This is a genomic window from Staphylococcus sp. HMSC034G07, assembly GCF_001835975.1.
Classification (GTDB): Bacteria; Bacillota; Bacilli; order Staphylococcales; family Staphylococcaceae; genus Staphylococcus; species Staphylococcus ureilyticus.
Genome location: NZ_KV826611.1, coordinates 87,264 through 106,290, shown reverse-complemented (window position 1 = coordinate 106,290; position 19,027 = coordinate 87,264). Strand labels below are relative to the sequence as shown.

Here is a 19,027-nt window from a genome sequence, read left to right as displayed (position 1 = left end):
TTTTCATTTTCGTACTTTTAGTTCAAATATGCTTTAAATTAACTTTTCTTGTAATTCTGCCCATTCTGACATAACTTGTTCTAATGCTTGTTCGTTATTTTCTTTCTCGTTAGCTAAACGCTTTGCTTCCTCTGGATCACTGTATATATCTGGTAGAGTTAGCATTTCATTGATTTCATTGATTTTAGTTTCAAAGTTATCTATTTTAGTTTCGCATTCATCAATTTGTCTTTCAATTTGGCGTTGTTCACGTTTTTGAAGTTTTTGATCGGTATAATGATCATTTTGTGATTCTATTGGTTTTGTTTGATGTGAAGTTTCATTTTCCTTTTTAGCTTGAATTGCTTCATTTTCTTCTTTCTTCTCAATAAAATATTGATAATTGCCTAAATACATTGTGCCACCATGAATGTCCAAATCATAAACTTTGTTTGCAAGTTGATTTATAAAATAACGATCGTGAGAAACAAATAAAATTGTACCTTCAAAATGATCCAATGCTTGCTCTAACATTTCTTTTGAATCTATATCGAGATGATTTGTAGGTTCATCTAAGATAAGTACATTGTTACGCTCAAGCATTAATAAAGCTAATTGCAATCTAGCTTTTTCACCACCAGAAAGGTCATTAATGATTTTTTTAACATCTTCTTGTACAAATAAAAATCGGCCGAGTACTGCGCGAATATCTTTTTCATTCATTGAAGGGTATTGGTCCCACAGATAATCTAGTATTGTTTTACTAGATTTGAATTCAGCTTGTTTTTGATCATAGTAACCGATTTTTAAATTTGCACCAGTAGTGATTTCTCCGTTCAATTTCGGTTGAATACCTGCAATTGTTTTGATTAAAGTCGATTTTCCGATACCGTTAGGCCCAATAATGGCGATATGGTCTCCTTTAGTCACTTCAATATTGATACCTTTGGTAACTGGCTGCTCATATCCAATATCTAAATCTTTGATATGGAAAACATCATTTCCTGTATTTCTATCAAAGTCAAATTGGATATTAGCACTTTTGGCATCAATCATTGGTTTATTGATTCTTTCCATTTTTTCAAGCATTTTTCTACGGCTTTTTGCCATACCAGTAGTTGAAGCCCTTGCTATATTTTTCTCAACAAAAGTTTCTAAGCGTTTAATCTCATCTTGTTGACGTTCATATTCTTGCATGCGTTTTTCATAATACTTATCTCTTTTTTCAATAAATTGTTTATAATTACCTATATAATGTTGCACATCGCCAAGGGCTACATCATAGATTTGATTGACTATTTTATCTAAAAAATATCTGTCATGGCTAATGATAACAATAGCACCTTTAAAATAGTTTAAATAACTTTCTAACCATTGTGTTGTTTCCATATCCAAATGGTTAGTAGGTTCATCAAGTAATAATAAATCAGGTTCACTTAATAACATTTGGGCTAATGAAAGCCTAGTTTTTTGACCACCACTAAAATCATTAATAGGGCGATTGAAATCCGCTTCAGTAAAATTCAGTCCATGGAGCACGGTTTTTATTTTACTTTCATATTGATATCCATCCTGTTGTTCGAATTCATTGGATAAATATTCATAACGATCGATATGACTTTTATATTCGTCTGTATCATATGCATTTGCATGTTGTGCTAACCAATCTGTTTCTTTTTTCATTTCAGCTTCTAGCTTTTTCATATTTTCAAAAGGTTTAGACATTTCTTCAATCACAGTTTGGTTTGTGTTGAGTGTCATTTGTTGTGTTAAATAACCAAGTTTTAAATTTTTACTTTTTGAAACATGTCCACTATCATAACCTTCGACGCCAGCAATAATTTTCATTAATGTAGATTTACCAGCACCGTTACGTCCTACGATACCAATGCGTTCACCAGTTTTCACTTCAAAATCTACATTGTTAAAAATATCTTCTCCGTCGAATGATTTAGTAATGTCATTTAATTGTAATAATATCATCAGATTTTGCACCTCTCTATTCATTATCATTCTACCGTATTCTGCGTGTTGTTAAAACTACCAGTGTTTATTTTTATAATGTATTAATGTATAATGTTGTAGTAATTATAAGATTAATTAGACATTATAGTATAGGAGGACAAGATCTTGGCTAACCAAAGCGAAAAGATTCCTCGTGCCACGTTAAAACGGTTACCGTTATATTATAGATTCGTCAATACTTTGAAATCTAAAGGGATAGACAGAGTTAATTCTAAAACAATTAGTGAAGGTTTGAACATTGATTCTGCAACAATTCGTCGTGATTTTTCTTATTTTGGTGAATTAGGCAAAAAAGGGTATGGTTATAATATTGATAGCTTGTTACATTTTTTTAAAAATGAAATAAGTGAAAATGATGAAATTAAAATAGCCATCGTAGGTGTAGGGAACCTAGGTAAAGCATTACTAACATATAATTTTTCTATTCATGATGAAATGACTATTACAGAGGCGTTCGATATACGAGATGATGTGATAGGAACACAAATAGGCAATGTGGTTGTAAGCCCATTTTCGAAAATCACCGATGTCTTAAAGCAAGAGCAAATTGATGTCGTGATATTAACAACGCCTGAAAATGCAGCACAACAAGTTGCAGATACATTAGTTGGAGCTGGCATTAAAGGGATTTTAAATTTTACACCAACACGTGTTTATACGCCATCAGATGTTCAAGTTCATCATATTGATTTAGGGATTGAACTACAATCTTTACTTTTCTTTATGAAAAATTACAGTAATAAATAATAATTTTTAATATTAACTTTGTATAGATGCACACATTTTTGATGTTTAGTTGTCTATGCAAAGTTTTTTTACTAGCAAGTTTTCATAGCACATCTTTTCATAAGACTTAAAACAGAAAGGTTGAAATTTCACTGTAAATCTAATATGATAATTCGTATTGATTTCATCGGAAAAGAGGTAATGTTATGACGTGGTTAGTAATCAGTGGCTTAATCGTAGGCGGGCTTTTGGGGTTTGTCATGCAACGTACACGGTTTTGTCTTGCTGGTGGATTTAGGGATATGTATATCCAAAAAAGTAATAAAATGTTTTATGCCTTATTAATAGCAATATCCGTTCAAAGTATCGGACTACTCGTTTTAACTTCAACAGGGTTAGTGCAAATACCAGAGTCCACATATCCAATCATAGGTACGGTTATTGGCTCATTTATTTTTGGTATTGGCATTATATTAGCAGGCGGTTGTGCAACTGGCACATGGTATAGAGCAGGAGAAGGATTAATTGGTAGTTGGATAGCACTTATTGCATATGCATTTACATCAGCTGCTACTAAATTTGGTTTATTATTACCTTTAATGGACGGTATCAATAAACCTACTAATGTAAATACAAGTATGGCTCAAACTACAGGTATTCCGACATGGATTTGGGTCACTTTATTAACAATGATAACGCTCATATTTGTTGTAAAAACACTACGCAAACCAAAACCCAAAATTGCCGTACCAAAGTTAAAACAAAAATTTACAGGAATTCGCTATTATTTATTTGAAAAAAAATACCATCCATTTGTTGCAGCTATTGCAGTTGGACTCATTGCATTATTGGCTTGGCCAGTGAGTGAATCTACTGGTAGAATGTACGGTTTAGGCATTACAACACCATCTGCAAACATTGTTCAATTCTTTGTAACTGGTGATGTCCAACTATTAGATTGGGGTGTCTTTCTTGTTTTAGGTATTTTTGCTGGTTCTTATATTGCAGCAAAAGGTGCTAGAGAATTTAAGTGGAGATTACCAGATAAAAAAACAATCCGCAATAGTGTTATTGGTGGCGTATGTATGGGATTTGGTGCATCAGTAGCAGGCGGTTGCTCTATCGGAAATGGTTTAGTTGAAACAGCTACAATGTCTTGGAAAGGTTGGATCGCGCTTGCATCAATGATATTAGGTGCTTGGTTTATGAGTTACTTCATATTTATCAAACCAATGAGAAAAGCTCAAAAATCTACAACGCAAAAAGTTTCTACACAAACACAGACGACGTAAATTTTATTTTTTAGGAGGATTTCATTATGGTATATGAATTAGGTACAGTAGGTATGGTTTGTCCTTTTCCTTTGATTGAAGCACAGAAGAAAATGACTACTTTAGAGAACGGGGACGAATTAAAAATTGATTTTGATTGTACCCAAGCAACTGAAGCAATTCCAAATTGGGCAGCTGAAGAAGGTTACCCAGTTACTAATTATGAACAACTTGATGATGCTTCTTGGACAATCACTGTTCAGAAAGCATAGTGATATAAAACTAAATTTGAATATCTGAATAAGATAAAACACAATGCTATATGAAGTGATTTCACTTCGTTAAAGGCTGACTACAGAAAAAAAGTCCGAGACATATTTTATGTTTCGGACTTTATTTAGTTCTATAAAAATTTCTCATTTAGTTACACGCGTTGTAAGGTTAAACGAGGTTAGTCCGAGTTGAACTATTTATAAATTTTCTTAAAACTAACAAAGTATATTGATGATTTTTTGAAAGTGTTATTCATAAAGTTGTCAATTGTTAAAAGTGTTTATAAAGCAAGTTGACTTTGATTTTTAATAGTATTTAAAGGGATTACAATATGATAAAATAGAGGATGTTTACAGTGCCAAGTAGATTGATTGGAAGAGATAGTAAAAATGATTTACATATCAAAGCGAATTGTCTGTCGGATGATAGAATATCATTTCAATTACAGTCTATATGAATATTTATGATGTCAAAATAATGTGCGAAAAGTTAAATTAAGGCATTTAATAAAGCTATACTAATATTAATATTAAGTTAGAAACTATTTATAGGGATGAATGTTGATGAAACAGAACTTATGTTAAGCATTGTTGATCTGATGTGGTCTTAGTCATAGGAATCATATATTGATTAAACATCATACAAGGTGTAATGATATTGAAGAAGAGAAGCCATAGCGCTTTGAATCGATAAAAAGACAAATCTAATTAAATAGGAATGAAATAAAAACAAATGATGCATAAATGTTATGCTGAGTTGAATTGAGATGGACAATATCCGGAAAGTAGTAGTTAATAATAGGAGGAAATAAAGTGAGTGAATGGACAAGAGATGAACGTTATCAGCGTTACGAAGATATTGATCAAGAAGTAATGGATGAATTAACTGAGCTTGTGAATCAATCTAAATATAGACAATTATTTCATATACAGCCGAAAACAGGACTCTTAAATGATCCTAACGGTCTAATTTATTATAAAGGAGAATACTACATCTCACACCAGTGGTTTCCTTTAGGAGCAGTCCATGGTTTGAAATATTGGTATACATATAAAAGTAAAGATTTAATAAATTTTGAAGATCAAGGGATTTCACTAAAACCAGATACAAAAGATGATAGTCATGGTGTTTATAGCGGCAGCGCATTTACATATCACAATAACTTGTATTATATGTATACAGGAAATCATAGAGATGAAAATTGGAATAGAAAGTCGACACAACATATAGCTAAAGTACTCGATAATGGCGAGGTTCAAAAATTTCCAAAAGCAGTAATAGCAGCACCGCCGTCAGGATATACACAACATTTTAGAGATCCTAAAGTGTTTGTTAAAGATGGAATTTACTATGCAGTCATTGCTGCACAAAATGAAGAAGGATATGGAAGAATACTTCAATACCAATCAACAGACATTGTGAACTGGACATTTCAAGGAGAAATAAAAACAAAGCTTGAGGCGTTTGGTTTTATGTGGGAATGCCCAGATTATTTTAATTTAGATGGCTTCGATTTACTGTTATTTTGTCCACAAGGTATTGAACCGGAGGGTGAAAAATTTAGGAATATTTACCAATCTGGTTATATTATGGGGCAATACGACATAGATCACCTTGTTATGGATCATGGTGATTTTCATGAATTAGATTATGGTTTTGATTTTTATGCGCCTCAAACTTTTACAGATGAATTTGGCGACAGAATACTCATTGGTTGGATGGGTTTACCAGAAGTGACCTATCCTACAGATTCAGATGGTTGGGCGCATTGTTTAACAATTCCGCGTATTTTGACAATTGAACAAGGCAATTTAAAACAACGTCCTATTAAAGCACTTCAACAATTAAGAACGAATAAAGAAACAGCATTAGGTTACGCTAATAAATTTACGCGATTCTTAAAACCATATGAAGGTAAACAATTTGAATTGATTATTGATATCTTGGAAAACGAAGCTACTGAAATATATTTTGAAATAAGAGCCTCAAAATCACAATCTTTGCGCATCGCTTATAATACAAAAAATAAAAAAATTACATTAGATCGTAGTGAAAGTGGCGCATTACCAGAACCAGTAGAAGGTAAAACACGTAGCACTTATTTGGATACACCTTTATCACAATTACAAATGTACGTTGATACATCTAGCATTGAATTATTTTGTAATGATGGTGAGCGTGTAATGACTTCAAGAATTTTTACAGATGATGATGCGATAGGATTTAAAGCTTCTACTGAATCTGGGCAAGCCTTTCTCAATTTCACAAAATATGATATAAAGGGTGGACAATAAATGAAACGTTTACTTGCAATCGGCGAAGCACTTATCGATTTTATTCCTAATCAAAAAGACTCAAAATTAAAAGACGTAGAAGGGTTTACAACACAAGTAGGCGGCGCACCTTGTAACGTTGCTTGTACAACCACAAAATTAGGTGGTCAAGCAGCTATGATCACTCAGTTAGGAAACGATGCTTTTGGTGATTTAATTGTAGAAACAATAAGTAATATTGGTGTGTCTACAAACTATATCCGACGAACAGATGAAGCGAACACAGCTTTAGCATTTGTAAGTTTAACCAAAGAAGGAGAACGAGATTTTTCATTTTATCGTAAACCATCAGCAGATATGTTATATCAACCTAGCAATATAGATGCAATAACTGTAACAGAAAATGATATGTTACATTTTTGTTCTGTTGATCTCGTAGATAGTCCAATGAAACAAGCGCATAAATCGTTAATAAATAAAGTGAAATCAGCAAATGGTACGATTATATTTGATCCTAACGTACGGTTGCCATTATGGCCAAGTGAAGCGGAATGTAAAAATGCAATTCGTGAATTCTTGCCATCAGCACATATACTTAAAATTTCAGACGAAGAATTGTCATTCGTCACTGGAAAAAAAGATGAAAAAGAAGCAATCGCTTGGTTATTCCAAGGTAGTGTAGAAGCTGTTATATACACTAAGGGTAAAGAAGGTGCTGAAATTCATTTCAAAGATGGTACCGTGCTTAGTCATGGTGGTTATAAAGTGAAAGCAATAGATACGACTGGTGCCGGTGATGCTTTTGTAGGTGCATTAATTAATAGATTAGCAGCATCTGATATTATCAATCCGATAGAAGCATTAAAACGAGAAGGTGGAACTATGCTTCAATTTAGTAACATCGTTGCTGCAAAAGTTACTACAAAATATGGCGCTATTGAGAGTATACCTACTTTAGATGAAGTTCAAGTGTTACTTGATTATTAAAAAGAAAGGGAAGGACTGCAATAATTCTCTCAAGTTAAGGTGATTAAGGTTGAATGGGTGTTGAAGGTTGATTTAAGCTAAACGCATATATGAGTTTCACACAATAAATTGAAGAGTGATGTTAAAAGGCTGAGACATTTTTGTAGTCTCAGCCTTTTAGTTTATGTATTAAATTTTTTTAACATTACGTACAGAAGCATAGCAGTGTTCATTATTTTTGAAATAAACAATACGTGACTTAGAATCAATGGATTCAATATTGTGTCTATTGACAACAAAACTATTATGACATCTGAAAAAACGCTCGTCTAAATTATCAATTTCTTTTAAATTACCATAAAATTCAATTTGCCTATTGTCCAAATGAGCAATCAAACGATGCGAATTCGAAGATGATTCAAAGAACATGACATCATCGTATTGTACATAAATAGAATTGCTGCCGCGTTTAAGTTCGATTGTTTCAACCGTGCTTTCTTTTGAAAGTAATTTCAATCGAGTTTCTGAAGTTTCGAGGCAATCAATCACTCTGGATTTTAATTCGTCAGGATCATCTTTGAAGATGAAATCCATAGCAGCAACTTTATATACAAAGGTTAAATAAGTGAGCTCACTATGACTTGTGACAAATATGATATTGCTCACAGGATCATATTTTCTAATCTCACTTGCTAATTTAATACCATTAATATCGGCCTCTAATTGTATATCAAGAAAATAACAACCAATATCTTTAAGTTCCTTTGCACGTTCCAATACCTCATAAGGATCTGACGTAGCTACTTCAATTTCCATTGGTTTTTCTTCTATCATGATGTAATTATTGATAATAGAAACTATATTTTCACGTTGTCTTACATCATCTTCACAAATGAATATTTTCATATTTACACATCCTTATGAATTAGAATTTAATATTTCTACTTTTTGAATAAAGTAGTTATTGTCTATAGTTGTATCTAATAAAACATTGGAAGTTGCATCGGTTATTTCTTTTAAGTTAGATAATCCTAAACCACGATTTTTTCCTTTTGTTGAGTAATTTTCTTGGAACAAGGTATGTACTCTAGGCATATCAGGCTTACATTTGTTCATGATGATAAACATAACTGAATCGTCTTCATTTTTGATAAAAGCAATGCGAATTAGAGGATCATCCTCTATTTTTTCTGAAGCTTCTATAGCATTATCTAATAAAATACCAATAATTCTACTCAAATTGATAATAGGCATATCAATTTTTTCAATTGGCTCTGGAACTTCAATACTTAATCTAATATTTTTTTCTTGAGCTTGTAATATTTTTGTTGTGATTAAACCTTTAATTTCACGGACTTTTAAATTTTCAATACCATTAATTTTAAGTGTTTTCATTTGCATATTATCTTGCATAGGTATGATTTCTTCATTGAAATACTTACGTAAACCTTCCATATCATTTTCTCGAATATAATCAGATAATGTTGAAAGGATATTAACATAATCATGCCGAAACTTACGCATCTCATTATTAATCTTTTCAATTTGTAACGTATATTTATAATAATTTTCTATTTCTTTAATATTACGTTTATATTGGATTTGACGTATAATGCTAAAGGAAATAGTTATGATTAAAATAGCCGTAGTAATGATAACCACAGCATACATGATTACTACAAATTTAATATCTGAAAAAGACAAAATTGAATTTGGCAAATAAAAATAAATTAACAGTAAAACTGTGAGTAAAAATAAACATACAATTGAAAGATATATTTTATTTAATGATAAAAATGAAGTTGACATTTTTATGAAAAAATATTTTATTATGTATCCTAAACTTATTGCAATTATGATAAAACTCACTGCATAGAATGAGCTGAAAATATAATTTAATGTGATAACTTCTATTAATTGAGTAGCTAACCAAATAGAAATGAAATTAGCCATATATAAAATGAAAAAACTGATTAATGCTGCCACGACACCTATGGTTTGCTTTCTTATATACATAAATATAACTACAGCTATTAATAAAAAAATAGTTGTCTTTTCACTAATAAAATAATAGATAATAGTAGAAGGGATTATAATGCAAATCATTGCGATATAATCCCTAATAGTATATTTGATATTTGTTAAAGTTTTAACATTAACGAATAAAAGAACTGATTGTATTATTGCTAACAAAACAGAATTAAAAACTACCATATATATACACACTTTCTAGTAACAAATTATTTGTATAAATCTGTAATTTCTTTTGGTACCTCAGGTTCATCAAAATAAGCACTGCAAACTTTTCCACCTGAAACTGCTCCTAAAACACTGAAAAATTTAACGAATAAGTTTATGATAGATTCAAAAATATGCATATTTAAACATCCTCCTTAGGGAAAAATATTGGAATCTGTGCAAACGCAATTAGTGTAATGCCTAAAAGTACTAATTGTGAATACGGTTCCTTTAAGATTAGTGAAACAAATAATAATAATAAAGTTACAACAATTGTTTTGATTTTTTTACCTTTTCTAAGTTTTAATGGGATAGGTTGTTTTTTAGTTGCTGAAGGTGCATAAATAGCTAAAATAATGAAACCTAACAAAGCAAGCATATACATAAGAATAATATCCATTTTTATATACCCAATAAACCAAGGTAGTAAAACAAATAAAACAATGTTTTGAATATGGCACGAAAGCGATGACTTTGCATGTGCACCGTGTGCATATTGTCTAATCAAGTAATATGATAAGTGTACAGTTAGTGTGTATAAAAATATATGGCAAAGGATTGAAATGCCATAAACTACAATAGTTTTCGCAAGATTGCTAACAAAAACTTGCATGCCTAAACGGAGTTTTAGGAATTCAAGGTGATCAAGATTATTTCTTTGTTGCAGATATCGTGCTAAGTTTTCAATTTTGTTATCAATTCCCCTTAACATGGCTATTCTCTCCTCACCCGTATTATACAATTTTAATTATATTTTAGGCGTCTCATTGCTTAAGTGTATGTTTTGTATTCCTAACTGTTTGTATTTCTTATCTTTTTAATTTTAACATATAATTCTTAACAAATAAGTATGAAATATAACGAGTTAGGAATTATTAAACGCAATTTCAAAAATTCATGGTTTAATAAACTTGTATCACAAAGAAGTGATAAAATTATTTAGACTTAGCCGTTTAAATGATGTTGTTAGTTAGGCTTTTGAGCAGGAGCCTAATTGACTTTACTAAATTGTGACTGTATCTTCGTATAGTTATTGGAGTTACAAGTTTAGTTGTCGGTTTCATTTCTTTGAATACGGATAAGAGGAGGCTGATGTTGTGACAAGAACCTTTTCAGTAATAGCTAGTGGTTTCGTGAAATAGTACTAAATTAGTACACAACTCGCTTAATACGTTAAGCAAATCCCTTAAATTTGTATTTGTAGACCTTTCCCAGTCTCAAAGCAAATCTATTTTAACATTGTCTATAACAGAGACAATTTAAAATTTAAACATGTAAGCTATCGGAAACATCATTCAATTTATCATTTTAATCGGTAAATTCACTAATTTTTTTCATAATTAATAACATCCCCAAAAATAGATAGAGAAATAACTGTATAAAACATTCCCTTAATAATAAGTTACAAAAAACCGTGAGTCCCTCCCAAGCTCACGGTTTTTTTATGTTTTATTTATAAAGATGAGGTCTCAAATTTTTAAATACGGGTATTGCTTCACGTTGTTTAGAAACCTCATCTAAATTTAACGAACAATTTAATCTTCCTTCTTTATCATTGAGTTGATCTATAATTTCACCATTTGGATTAATAATTATTGAGTTACCAGCATACTCAGTTTTACCATCGTCACCACAGGTATTACAACCGACAACAAACATATCATTTTCTATCGCACGTGCTTTTAATAAGGCTATCCAATGGTCTAATCTAACACTTGGCCACTGTGCTACATAAAATGCGATTTCTGCTCCTTTACGTGCTGGATAACGTAGTATCTCAGGGAAACGCAAGTCATAACAAATAATTTGAGCAATTTTTACACCGTTAGAAAGTGAAAATGGTTCAGGAACAGCATTGCCTGGGCTCATAAAGAGTGGTTCATCTAACATTGGTACAAGATGTACCTTATCGTAACTATTGATTAAATAGCCTTGCTTAGATACTGCAAAGGCAGTGTTATATACACTTTCTTTCATGATATTAGATACAGAGCCTGCTACAATATCTACTTGATACTGAATAGCTAATTTTGAAATGAACTCAAAACTTCGTGATAATTGTTGATCTGCTAGTTTGTTCAATTGGGGTAAGGCATATCCGTTGTTCCACATTTCTGGCAATACAACAACATCTGTGTCAGTCGTCACATAATTAGAGAACCAATTTTTAATGGTTGCTTCATTAAAAGAAACATTTGCTGGTTCAATTTTAAGTTGAAAGATTTCTATATTCATCAATTTCACCCCTTAAATTAGTATTAGACTAAATATACTAAATATATTTAGAAAATTCAAAATATGATAAATTGTATTATATCTAGATATGAAAAAAGAGGCGAAGACACAGAAGTCTAAGCCTCATATTTTGGCAATCATACTAACATTGATAGAAAAGGAATGCATTTTGTCCACGTTTTTGAAGGTGGATGTATAATAACATGTCATTCCATATATTTAATCTTTTATTTTTTTATAAGGAATCGTTTGCTTATATCATTAAATTCTTTTTCATTAGCTGCTTCACGAATATTACCGAAAGGCATTTGTGCCATCAGTTTCCAAGTTTTTGGAATATCAAAAGCTTCAGAAACAGCTACATCTACAAGTGGGTTATAATGCTGTAATGAAGCCCCAATACCTTCAGTGCTTAGTGCTGTCCAAATAGCGAATTGATGCATTGCGTTTGTCTGATTAGACCAAATTGCAAAGTTTTCTGCGTAATTAGGCATTTGATTTTGTAAGCCTTCGATGACTTCTTCGTCTTCAAAATATAAAATTGTTCCATATGAATGTTTAAAATTATCAATTTTATCAGCAGTCGGTTGGAAATCGCGATCAGGTCCCATTGTATTTTTCAGTGCTTCTTTTGTAATTTCCCAAAATTTATCATGGTTATCATTTAATAATAAAACAATACGTGTAGATTGAGAGTTAAATGAAGATGGTACATGTTTAACTGCATGTTCAATTATATTTTCAACTTCTTTATCAGAAATTGAAATTTCTTTATCTAAACTATAAATTGTACGTCTTGTTTCGATTGCATTTTGAAATGCATCTAAATCTTTTGATTTTTTAGAGAAAATTCCCATTATAGTAGCTCCTTTATTAATTCAAAATATATATCTAGTATAATAATTATACCTGAGTTTGTAAATAGGGTTTTTACAAAAAATTTCAGATTTATTACTTTTTCCTTTCAATAACCATCTATTTAATGAAAAAAAGTGAGCTTTCTAATATAATTATAATGAATACAAGGATTACTAATATGGAGGTGAGAAAATGAAAGGGTATAAAATGAATAAAGTATTAATCTCTAGCTTCGCTTTTGCAATAAGTGCCGCTTTAATATCTAAACCAATTCAAGCTGTTGAAGATCAAAATAATAACACATCGACTGGCACAAAGAATAAATTTGCTGAAACTGATGAAATGGGACGTTCATATTTTGCACCTTCAATTTCCAACCTTTATAATGTAGACGATAAAGAAAATTCTGTCTCTAACGTTGAAAATAATAATATAATAAAAAATGAATTGACAGATGATAATTTAAAATCAGATGAAAACTATGATTCATTGAATGATAATGCTTCTAACAATGATGGAAGTGATACACACATTCAACCCGACAATCCAAGTGAAGGAGACATATCTGATACAAATGAAGAGGGTGGTACAGAAGAGACGGCAAAATCTGACCAACCTGATAAAGATGAAGATACATCTTCAAAACCAGATGAACCAAGCGAAGGAGACACTTCTGATACAAATGGAGACGGTGATACAGGAGAAACATCAAAACCAGACAAACCCAATAAAAATGAAGAATCACCTTCAAAACCAGATGAACCAAGCGAAGGGGACACGTCTGATACAAATGAAGATGGTGATACAGGAGAAACATCAAAACCTGACCAACCTGATAAAGATGAAGATACATCTTCAAAACCAGATGAACCAAGCGAAGGGGACACGTCTGATACAAATGAAGATGGTGATACAGGAGAAACATCAAAACCTGACCAACCTGATAAAGATGAAGATACATCTTCAAAACCAGATGAACCAAGTGAAGGAGACACGTCTGATACAAATGAAGGTGGAGGTTCATCGCCAAAACCAGACAAACCCAGTGATGGAAATACATCCGGTTCAAATGGAGGTACAGGAACACCGACAAAGCCTGACCGACCAAATGAAGGTGGAGGTTCATCACCAAAACCAGACAAACCCAGTGATGGAAATACATCCGGTTCAAATGGAGGTACAGGAACACCGACAAAGCCTGACCGACCTAATTTGACACCACCGTCAAACTCTCATTATCCCAATACACCAAGTAATGGAAATCATGAGAGTGGTAATGGAGATGCGTATCAACCAACAAAACCAATCAAACCATCATATTCTGCGCGTCCGAACTTAAAAGGGTCAAGTGAAAATGCACAATCAAATAAATATCAAAGTGATTTTAATTATGGAGATTTAGCAGTTAAAGAAGATACAAATCAAGCGTCGACGCATACAAAAAGTGACCGTCAAATTTTAAATAGATTTAACCAAATGTCTACCGGTTCATTTAAATATAATCCTTTTGTTGTAAACCAAGTAAAACAATTAAACAATGGTGAAGAAAAAATTTCTAATAGAGAAATTTTATCCATATTAAGACCACAACGATTTGATGATAATGCTTTTTTAAATGAGTTACAGAAAGGAACGAATTATTTTAAATTTCAGTATTTTAACCCATTAAAATCGCAGGATTATTATAAAAATTTAGATAATCAAGTTTTAGCTTTGATTACAGGTGAAATTGGCTCTATGCCAGATTTGAAAAATCCAAAAACGGAAAGTGCTACAGGTAAATATGAGTATCATTCTAGTGGCGATGAAGAAATGACTGAAACTGCAGATAAAGATTCAAAAAATACTATTGATATAAAATTTGAACGTATATTATTTGCTTTAATAACAGCTATTTTTATTATCTTTGTAGGTGTCGTAGTTGGTTACTTTGTTCATCGTAAAAACAAAAATAATGAATAACTAAAATATAAAAAGGGTTAATCCATTTCATAAGATGGATTAACCCTTTATTTTGAGAATGTAACTATTTTCTTATTTTATAATAAAATGTTAGTTAAACAATAAGATTAAAAATAAATGAAGTAGTTTCTTGTAACTCTTTTATTTTTTCTGGTCCAATTAAAACTTGAATAATTACTACAAAACCATTTTGCATCATATGTACAGCAATAGGAACCCATATGCGCTTAGTAAATGCATATAATCCTGAAAAAATCATTCCCATACCAAAGTAAATGATGAAGAAAGCTGGGTCACCGTGTGCAGCACTAAATATAATAGAACTTACTACCGAAGCTACAATGAATTTTAGGGTCTTATTACCTTTCATAAATTGATATAACTCACCAAAGATAACTTTTCTAAACACATATTCTTCAAGAATTGGGCCTACAATTGAAATTAAAATAATGAAGACAGGTATATCTTGAGCGACTTTCATTAACCTTTCTGTATTTGGACTTGATTGCGGTCCACCTAATACAAACATATTAATTAAATTAGCAATGATTTGATAAACCATAACACTAACATATCCAACGAATGCCCATAGTATTGCGTAGCGTTTCTTCTCTTTTGCTTGTTGTTCTAACTGTGTTGGATTAGCAATGAAATTATTGATTATAATGATAATGATGGATGCAATTATAAATAAAATCACTTGTGTATAAATATTGGTAAACATTAACGATTTACCACTTAAATTGCTGAAAAAACCAGCCATATGTAAAAATAAAACACCATATTGTGCTAGACCATAAATAACTAATGTCAATATGGATACCCACAAACGAGACATAATGAACCTCCAAAAATAGTTTATATCTTATTTTAGCGTAAATTATGTTCATACACAAAATATACAACGATGGTTTTAACTTGAAATATTGACCAACTTTGATTATTATAGAAAATAGATTAGCACTCAAGGTAATAAAGTGCTAAAGATTTCCAATTCTAAGGAGGAACAATCAATGTTAAAACCATTAGGTAACCGAGTAATTATTCAAAAAATAGAACAAGAGCAAACAACAAAAAGTGGTATTGTATTAACAGATAGCGCTAAAGAGAAGTCAAATGAAGGTACGATAATTGCAGTAGGTGCAGGACGTATTTTAAAAGATGGTTCTCGAGTTGCTCCTGAAGTGAATGAAGGCGATAACGTTGTTTTTCAACAATACGCTGGCACAGAAGTTAAACGTGGAGACGAAACATATTTAATTCTAAACGAAGATGATATTTTAGCAATTATTGAATAATAAAAATTATAACTACGATAAAATATACTAACAACATGGAGGTTAAGAAATATGGCTAAAGATTTAAAGTTCTCTGAAGATGCACGTCAATCTATGCTAAGAGGTGTAGATAAATTAGCAAATGCTGTCAAAGTTACAATTGGTCCTAAAGGACGTAATGTTGTATTAGATAAAGAATACACTTCACCATTAATTACTAATGACGGTGTAACAATTGCAAAAGAAATTGAATTAGAAGATCCTTATGAAAATATGGGTGCTAAATTAGTACAAGAAGTAGCGAACAAGACAAATGAAATCGCTGGAGACGGTACAACTACAGCTACTGTATTAGCACAAGCAATGATTCAAGAAGGTTTGAAAAATGTTACAAGCGGTGCTAATCCAGTTGGACTACGTCAAGGTATTGACAAAGCTGTAGAAGTAGCAATTGAAGCTTTACATGAAATTTCACAAAATGTAGATAATAAAAATGAAATAGCACAAGTTGGTTCTATTTCAGCAGCTGATGAAGAAATTGGTAAATATATTTCTGAAGCAATGGAAAAAGTTGGAAATGATGGTGTGATTACAATTGAAGAATCAAGTGGCTTTAATACCGAATTAGAAGTTGTAGAAGGTATGCAATTCGACAGAGGTTATCAATCTCCATATATGGTCACAGATTCAGATAAAATGGTTGCAGAGTTAGAAAGACCATATATTTTAATTACAGATAAAAAGATTTCATCTTTCCAAGATATTTTACCGTTATTAGAACAAGTAGTTCAAGCTAATCGTCCAATTTTAATAGTAGCTGACGATGTTGAAGGCGATGCATTAACAAATATAGTATTAAACCGCATGCGTGGCACGTTTACAGCAGTTGCAGTAAAAGCGCCTGGATTTGGCGATCGTCGCAAAGCAATGTTAGAAGATTTAGCAATTTTAACAGGTGCACAAGTGATTACTGACGATTTAGGCTTAGAACTTAAAGATGCAACAATTGATATGCTTGGTACTGCTAATAAAGCTGAAATTACTAAAGACAATACGACAGTTGTCGATGGTGATGGTGATCAAAACAATATCGATGCAAGAGTAAGTCAAATCAAAGCACAAATTGATGAAACTGACTCTGATTTTGATAGAGAAAAATTACAGGAACGCTTAGCGAAATTAGCAGGCGGTGTTGCAGTAATTAAAGTTGGCGCAGCAAGTGAAACAGAGTTAAAAGAGCGTAAATTACGTATTGAAGATGCTTTAAACTCTACAAGAGCTGCCGTTGAAGAAGGGATTGTAGCAGGCGGTGGTACAGCATTTATGAACATTTTTGATGAAGTATCAAAAATTGAAGCTGAAGGCGACGTAGCTACAGGGGTTAATATCGTCTTAAAAGCTCTAGAAGCACCTGTACGTCAAATAGCAGAAAATGCTGGCTTAGAAGGCTCAATTATAGTTGAAAGACTTAAAAATTCAGAAGTAGGCGTTGGCTTTAATGCTGCTACTAATGAATGGGTGAATATGCTTGAAGCTGGTATTGTAGATCCAACTAAAGTAACACGCTCATCACTTCAACACGCAGCAAGTGTTGCAGCTATGTTCTTAACAACAGAAGCAGTTGTTGCCAATATTCCTGAAGAAAATAACAATGAACCACAACCAGGTATGGGTGGCATGCCAGGCATGATGTAAAAAGACCATAGAACATTGATATGACAGTATATCGTTCGTCCGATGGTCATAATTTGGTCATAGAAATTTAAAATAATTGTTTTGAGACGTTTTCCATGAGATTACTAAATCTTTGGGAAGCGTCTTTTTTGTATGATTTTGTAATGCTTGCGTAAATATTCATAGTTGTTTGTATATCTTTATGGCGTAGTCGTTCCTGTATCTCTTTAATATGCACACCAGCTTCTATTAAAAGGCTGCAATGAGTGTATCTGAACGAGTGCGTCGTGATATTCTTATCAATATCAGTCTGTGGCATAATTGCCTGAATCCACTGTGACAGCTTCTTAATGACAAGTGGGTAGCCGTTATTGTCTGTGAATATAAAATTATTATCCACGTACAACTCATTTTTCCATTTGTCTTGCACATTCACTTTATAATCTAACAACAATTTTATAACGTTAGGATCTATTGAAATTTTACCGATAGATGATTCAGTTTTCGGTGTGAGTATCTGATAATTTTTCTTATTGTTATTCGGATTATAATATGTTTTGGTTATACTTACAGTACATTCTTCATAGTCGATATCAGACCATTTAAGCGCCAGTAATTCACCAGCACGTAATCCGAGATATGCAAGACTTACGAACACTTCAAAGCTATTCAGTGGCTTATGGTGGTTCTTAGCAACACTTAGAAACTCAAATAATTCATCTTTTTCAAGAAATTTTTGTTGTAAGCTATTCTGTTCCAAATCCTCAACAGTCGGCTTAAATTTAGCCCTCTTAATTCCCTCAATAGGCGACTTAGCAATTATCTTCATATCCAACGCATACTTAAATATAAGATTGGTTGAGCTTACAATACTATCAACATAATTTTTACTAAATTGAGTACTTATATCGTCCACAAACGCTTGGTAGTCACGCTTAGTTATAGTCTGTATACTTCTATTACCAAATTGTTGTTTAGCGTGATATATGGCTTTTTCTCTTGCTCTAACACTACTCACTTTTGCATTTCTACTATAATGATTAATCCATTCATCAGCTACATAATTAAATGTATGAGTAGACGGTGCAATATACTCGCCATTTCTTATTTGTCTTTCTACCATTTCAGCATGATTCTTAGCATCAGACTTGCGAGCAAAACCTGACTTAGATATATATTCATATTTACCAGTATTAGGATTTTTACCTAGTGATATGCGATAACGCCAGTTGTTACCACGTTTTTCATAGTTTGCCATTTAATCACCTGC

The 19,027-nt window shown here is 32.0% G+C and carries 17 protein-coding genes; 8 read left to right on the top strand and 9 right to left on the bottom strand.

Annotation, left to right across the window (positions count from 1 at the left end; translation table 11 throughout):
• Positions 1-33: 33 nt before the first annotated feature.
• Positions 34-1,962, bottom strand: coding sequence for an ABC transporter ATP-binding protein (locus HMPREF2586_RS12460; protein ID WP_070658274.1), 1,929 nt, complete (start codon positions 1,960-1,962; stop codon positions 34-36).
• A gap of 147 nt (positions 1,963-2,109) precedes the next feature.
• Here HMPREF2586_RS12460 and HMPREF2586_RS12455 point away from each other — a divergent pair, with 147 nt between their 5' ends.
• The 5 genes from HMPREF2586_RS12455 (at position 2,110) to HMPREF2586_RS12435 (ending at position 7,534) form a co-directional block, all read left to right on the top strand.
• Positions 2,110-2,751, top strand: a complete 642-nt coding sequence (locus tag HMPREF2586_RS12455) for a redox-sensing transcriptional repressor Rex (protein WP_046206525.1) — start codon at positions 2,110-2,112, stop codon at positions 2,749-2,751.
• A gap of 185 nt (positions 2,752-2,936) precedes the next feature.
• Positions 2,937-4,022 carry a YeeE/YedE family protein gene (locus tag HMPREF2586_RS12450; RefSeq protein WP_070658276.1) on the top strand — a complete coding sequence of 362 codons (1,086 nt, stop codon included), beginning with the start codon at positions 2,937-2,939 and terminating at the stop codon, positions 4,020-4,022.
• 26 nt (positions 4,023-4,048) lie between these two features.
• Positions 4,049-4,273 (top strand): sulfurtransferase TusA family protein, encoded by a 225-nt coding sequence (locus HMPREF2586_RS12445; protein ID WP_019469551.1) that lies wholly within the window; start codon positions 4,049-4,051, stop codon positions 4,271-4,273.
• 813 nt (positions 4,274-5,086) lie between these two features.
• Positions 5,087-6,568, top strand: a complete 1,482-nt coding sequence (locus HMPREF2586_RS12440) for a sucrose-6-phosphate hydrolase (RefSeq protein ID WP_070658277.1) — start codon at positions 5,087-5,089, stop codon at positions 6,566-6,568.
• The gene (locus HMPREF2586_RS12435; protein ID WP_070658279.1) at positions 6,569-7,534 is read left to right on the top strand and encodes a carbohydrate kinase family protein; all 966 of its coding nucleotides are present in this window, start codon (positions 6,569-6,571) and stop codon (positions 7,532-7,534) included.
• Between the two features lie 168 nt (positions 7,535-7,702).
• Here the strand turns inward: HMPREF2586_RS12435 and agrA are convergent, their stop codons facing one another.
• From agrA to HMPREF2586_RS12405, 6 genes are all read right to left on the bottom strand, one after another.
• Positions 7,703-8,419, bottom strand: coding sequence for a quorum-sensing response regulator AgrA (gene agrA, locus HMPREF2586_RS12430; RefSeq protein WP_046208006.1), 717 nt, complete (start codon positions 8,417-8,419; stop codon positions 7,703-7,705).
• Between the two features lie 12 nt (positions 8,420-8,431).
• Positions 8,432-9,727: a quorum-sensing sensor histidine kinase AgrC gene (gene agrC / locus HMPREF2586_RS12425; protein ID WP_070658281.1), complete on the bottom strand. Its 1,296-nt coding sequence runs from the start codon at positions 9,725-9,727 to the stop codon at positions 8,432-8,434.
• A gap of 26 nt (positions 9,728-9,753) precedes the next feature.
• Positions 9,754-9,891, bottom strand: a complete 138-nt coding sequence (gene agrD / locus HMPREF2586_RS12420) for a cyclic lactone autoinducer peptide AgrD (RefSeq protein ID WP_019469556.1) — start codon at positions 9,889-9,891, stop codon at positions 9,754-9,756.
• A 2-nt stretch (positions 9,892-9,893) separates the two neighbouring features.
• On the bottom strand, positions 9,894-10,463 hold the full coding sequence (locus HMPREF2586_RS12415; protein WP_070658283.1) for an accessory gene regulator AgrB: 570 nt from the start codon (positions 10,461-10,463) through the stop codon (positions 9,894-9,896).
• A gap of 737 nt (positions 10,464-11,200) precedes the next feature.
• Positions 11,201-11,986, bottom strand: a complete 786-nt coding sequence (locus tag HMPREF2586_RS12410; RefSeq protein WP_064209760.1) for a carbon-nitrogen family hydrolase — start codon at positions 11,984-11,986, stop codon at positions 11,201-11,203.
• A gap of 227 nt (positions 11,987-12,213) precedes the next feature.
• On the bottom strand, positions 12,214-12,843 hold the full coding sequence (locus HMPREF2586_RS12405) for a nitroreductase family protein (RefSeq protein ID WP_046208001.1): 630 nt from the start codon (positions 12,841-12,843) through the stop codon (positions 12,214-12,216).
• 193 nt (positions 12,844-13,036) lie between these two features.
• On the opposite strand from HMPREF2586_RS12405, the gene HMPREF2586_RS12400 reads away from it, so the two are divergent.
• Complete coding sequence (locus HMPREF2586_RS12400; RefSeq protein WP_070812751.1) at positions 13,037-14,806, top strand: SdrH family protein; 1,770 nt, start codon at positions 13,037-13,039, stop codon at positions 14,804-14,806.
• A 94-nt stretch (positions 14,807-14,900) separates the two neighbouring features.
• On the opposite strand, the gene mroQ is transcribed toward HMPREF2586_RS12400, so the two are convergent.
• Positions 14,901-15,644 (bottom strand): intramembrane glutamic endopeptidase MroQ, encoded by a 744-nt coding sequence (gene mroQ / locus HMPREF2586_RS12395; RefSeq protein ID WP_046207999.1) that lies wholly within the window; start codon positions 15,642-15,644, stop codon positions 14,901-14,903.
• Between the two features lie 175 nt (positions 15,645-15,819).
• Between mroQ and groES the strand changes: the two genes are divergently transcribed.
• Both groES and groL read left to right on the top strand, forming a co-directional pair.
• Complete coding sequence (groES, locus tag HMPREF2586_RS12390; RefSeq protein ID WP_019469562.1) at positions 15,820-16,104, top strand: co-chaperone GroES; 285 nt, start codon at positions 15,820-15,822, stop codon at positions 16,102-16,104.
• 51 nt (positions 16,105-16,155) lie between these two features.
• Complete coding sequence (gene groL, locus HMPREF2586_RS12385) at positions 16,156-17,778, top strand: chaperonin GroEL (protein WP_046207998.1); 1,623 nt, start codon at positions 16,156-16,158, stop codon at positions 17,776-17,778.
• Between the two features lie 67 nt (positions 17,779-17,845).
• Here the strand turns inward: groL and HMPREF2586_RS12380 are convergent, their stop codons facing one another.
• Entirely contained in the window at positions 17,846-19,015 is a 1,170-nt protein-coding gene (locus HMPREF2586_RS12380) for a tyrosine-type recombinase/integrase (RefSeq protein WP_048787037.1), read from the bottom strand.
• Between the last annotated feature and the right edge of the window lie 12 nt (positions 19,016-19,027).

What these genes read in the sequence shown, in the direction of transcription:
- HMPREF2586_RS12450 (WP_070658276.1), top strand. Translation starts at nt 2,937, where the DNA reads ATGACGTGGTTAGTAATCAGTGGCTTAATCGTAGGCGGGCTTTTGGGG.
- HMPREF2586_RS12410 (WP_064209760.1), bottom strand. Translation starts at nt 11,986, where the DNA reads ATGAATATAGAAATCTTTCAACTTAAAATTGAACCAGCAAATGTTTCT.
- HMPREF2586_RS12415 (WP_070658283.1), bottom strand. Translation starts at nt 10,463, where the DNA reads ATGTTAAGGGGAATTGATAACAAAATTGAAAACTTAGCACGATATCTG.
- HMPREF2586_RS12460 (WP_070658274.1), bottom strand. Translation starts at nt 1,962, where the DNA reads ATGATATTATTACAATTAAATGACATTACTAAATCATTCGACGGAGAA.
- HMPREF2586_RS12445 (WP_019469551.1), top strand. Translation starts at nt 4,049, where the DNA reads ATGGTATATGAATTAGGTACAGTAGGTATGGTTTGTCCTTTTCCTTTG.
- HMPREF2586_RS12435 (WP_070658279.1), top strand. Translation starts at nt 6,569, where the DNA reads ATGAAACGTTTACTTGCAATCGGCGAAGCACTTATCGATTTTATTCCT.
- HMPREF2586_RS12380 (WP_048787037.1), bottom strand. Translation starts at nt 19,015, where the DNA reads ATGGCAAACTATGAAAAACGTGGTAACAACTGGCGTTATCGCATATCA.
- HMPREF2586_RS12400 (WP_070812751.1), top strand. Translation starts at nt 13,037, where the DNA reads ATGAAAGGGTATAAAATGAATAAAGTATTAATCTCTAGCTTCGCTTTT.
- agrD (WP_019469556.1), bottom strand. Translation starts at nt 9,891, where the DNA reads ATGCATATTTTTGAATCTATCATAAACTTATTCGTTAAATTTTTCAGT.
- HMPREF2586_RS12405 (WP_046208001.1), bottom strand. Translation starts at nt 12,843, where the DNA reads ATGGGAATTTTCTCTAAAAAATCAAAAGATTTAGATGCATTTCAAAAT.
- agrA (WP_046208006.1), bottom strand. Translation starts at nt 8,419, where the DNA reads ATGAAAATATTCATTTGTGAAGATGATGTAAGACAACGTGAAAATATA.
- groL (WP_046207998.1), top strand. Translation starts at nt 16,156, where the DNA reads ATGGCTAAAGATTTAAAGTTCTCTGAAGATGCACGTCAATCTATGCTA.
- agrC (WP_070658281.1), bottom strand. Translation starts at nt 9,727, where the DNA reads ATGGTAGTTTTTAATTCTGTTTTGTTAGCAATAATACAATCAGTTCTT.
- mroQ (WP_046207999.1), bottom strand. Translation starts at nt 15,644, where the DNA reads ATGTCTCGTTTGTGGGTATCCATATTGACATTAGTTATTTATGGTCTA.
- groES (WP_019469562.1), top strand. Translation starts at nt 15,820, where the DNA reads ATGTTAAAACCATTAGGTAACCGAGTAATTATTCAAAAAATAGAACAA.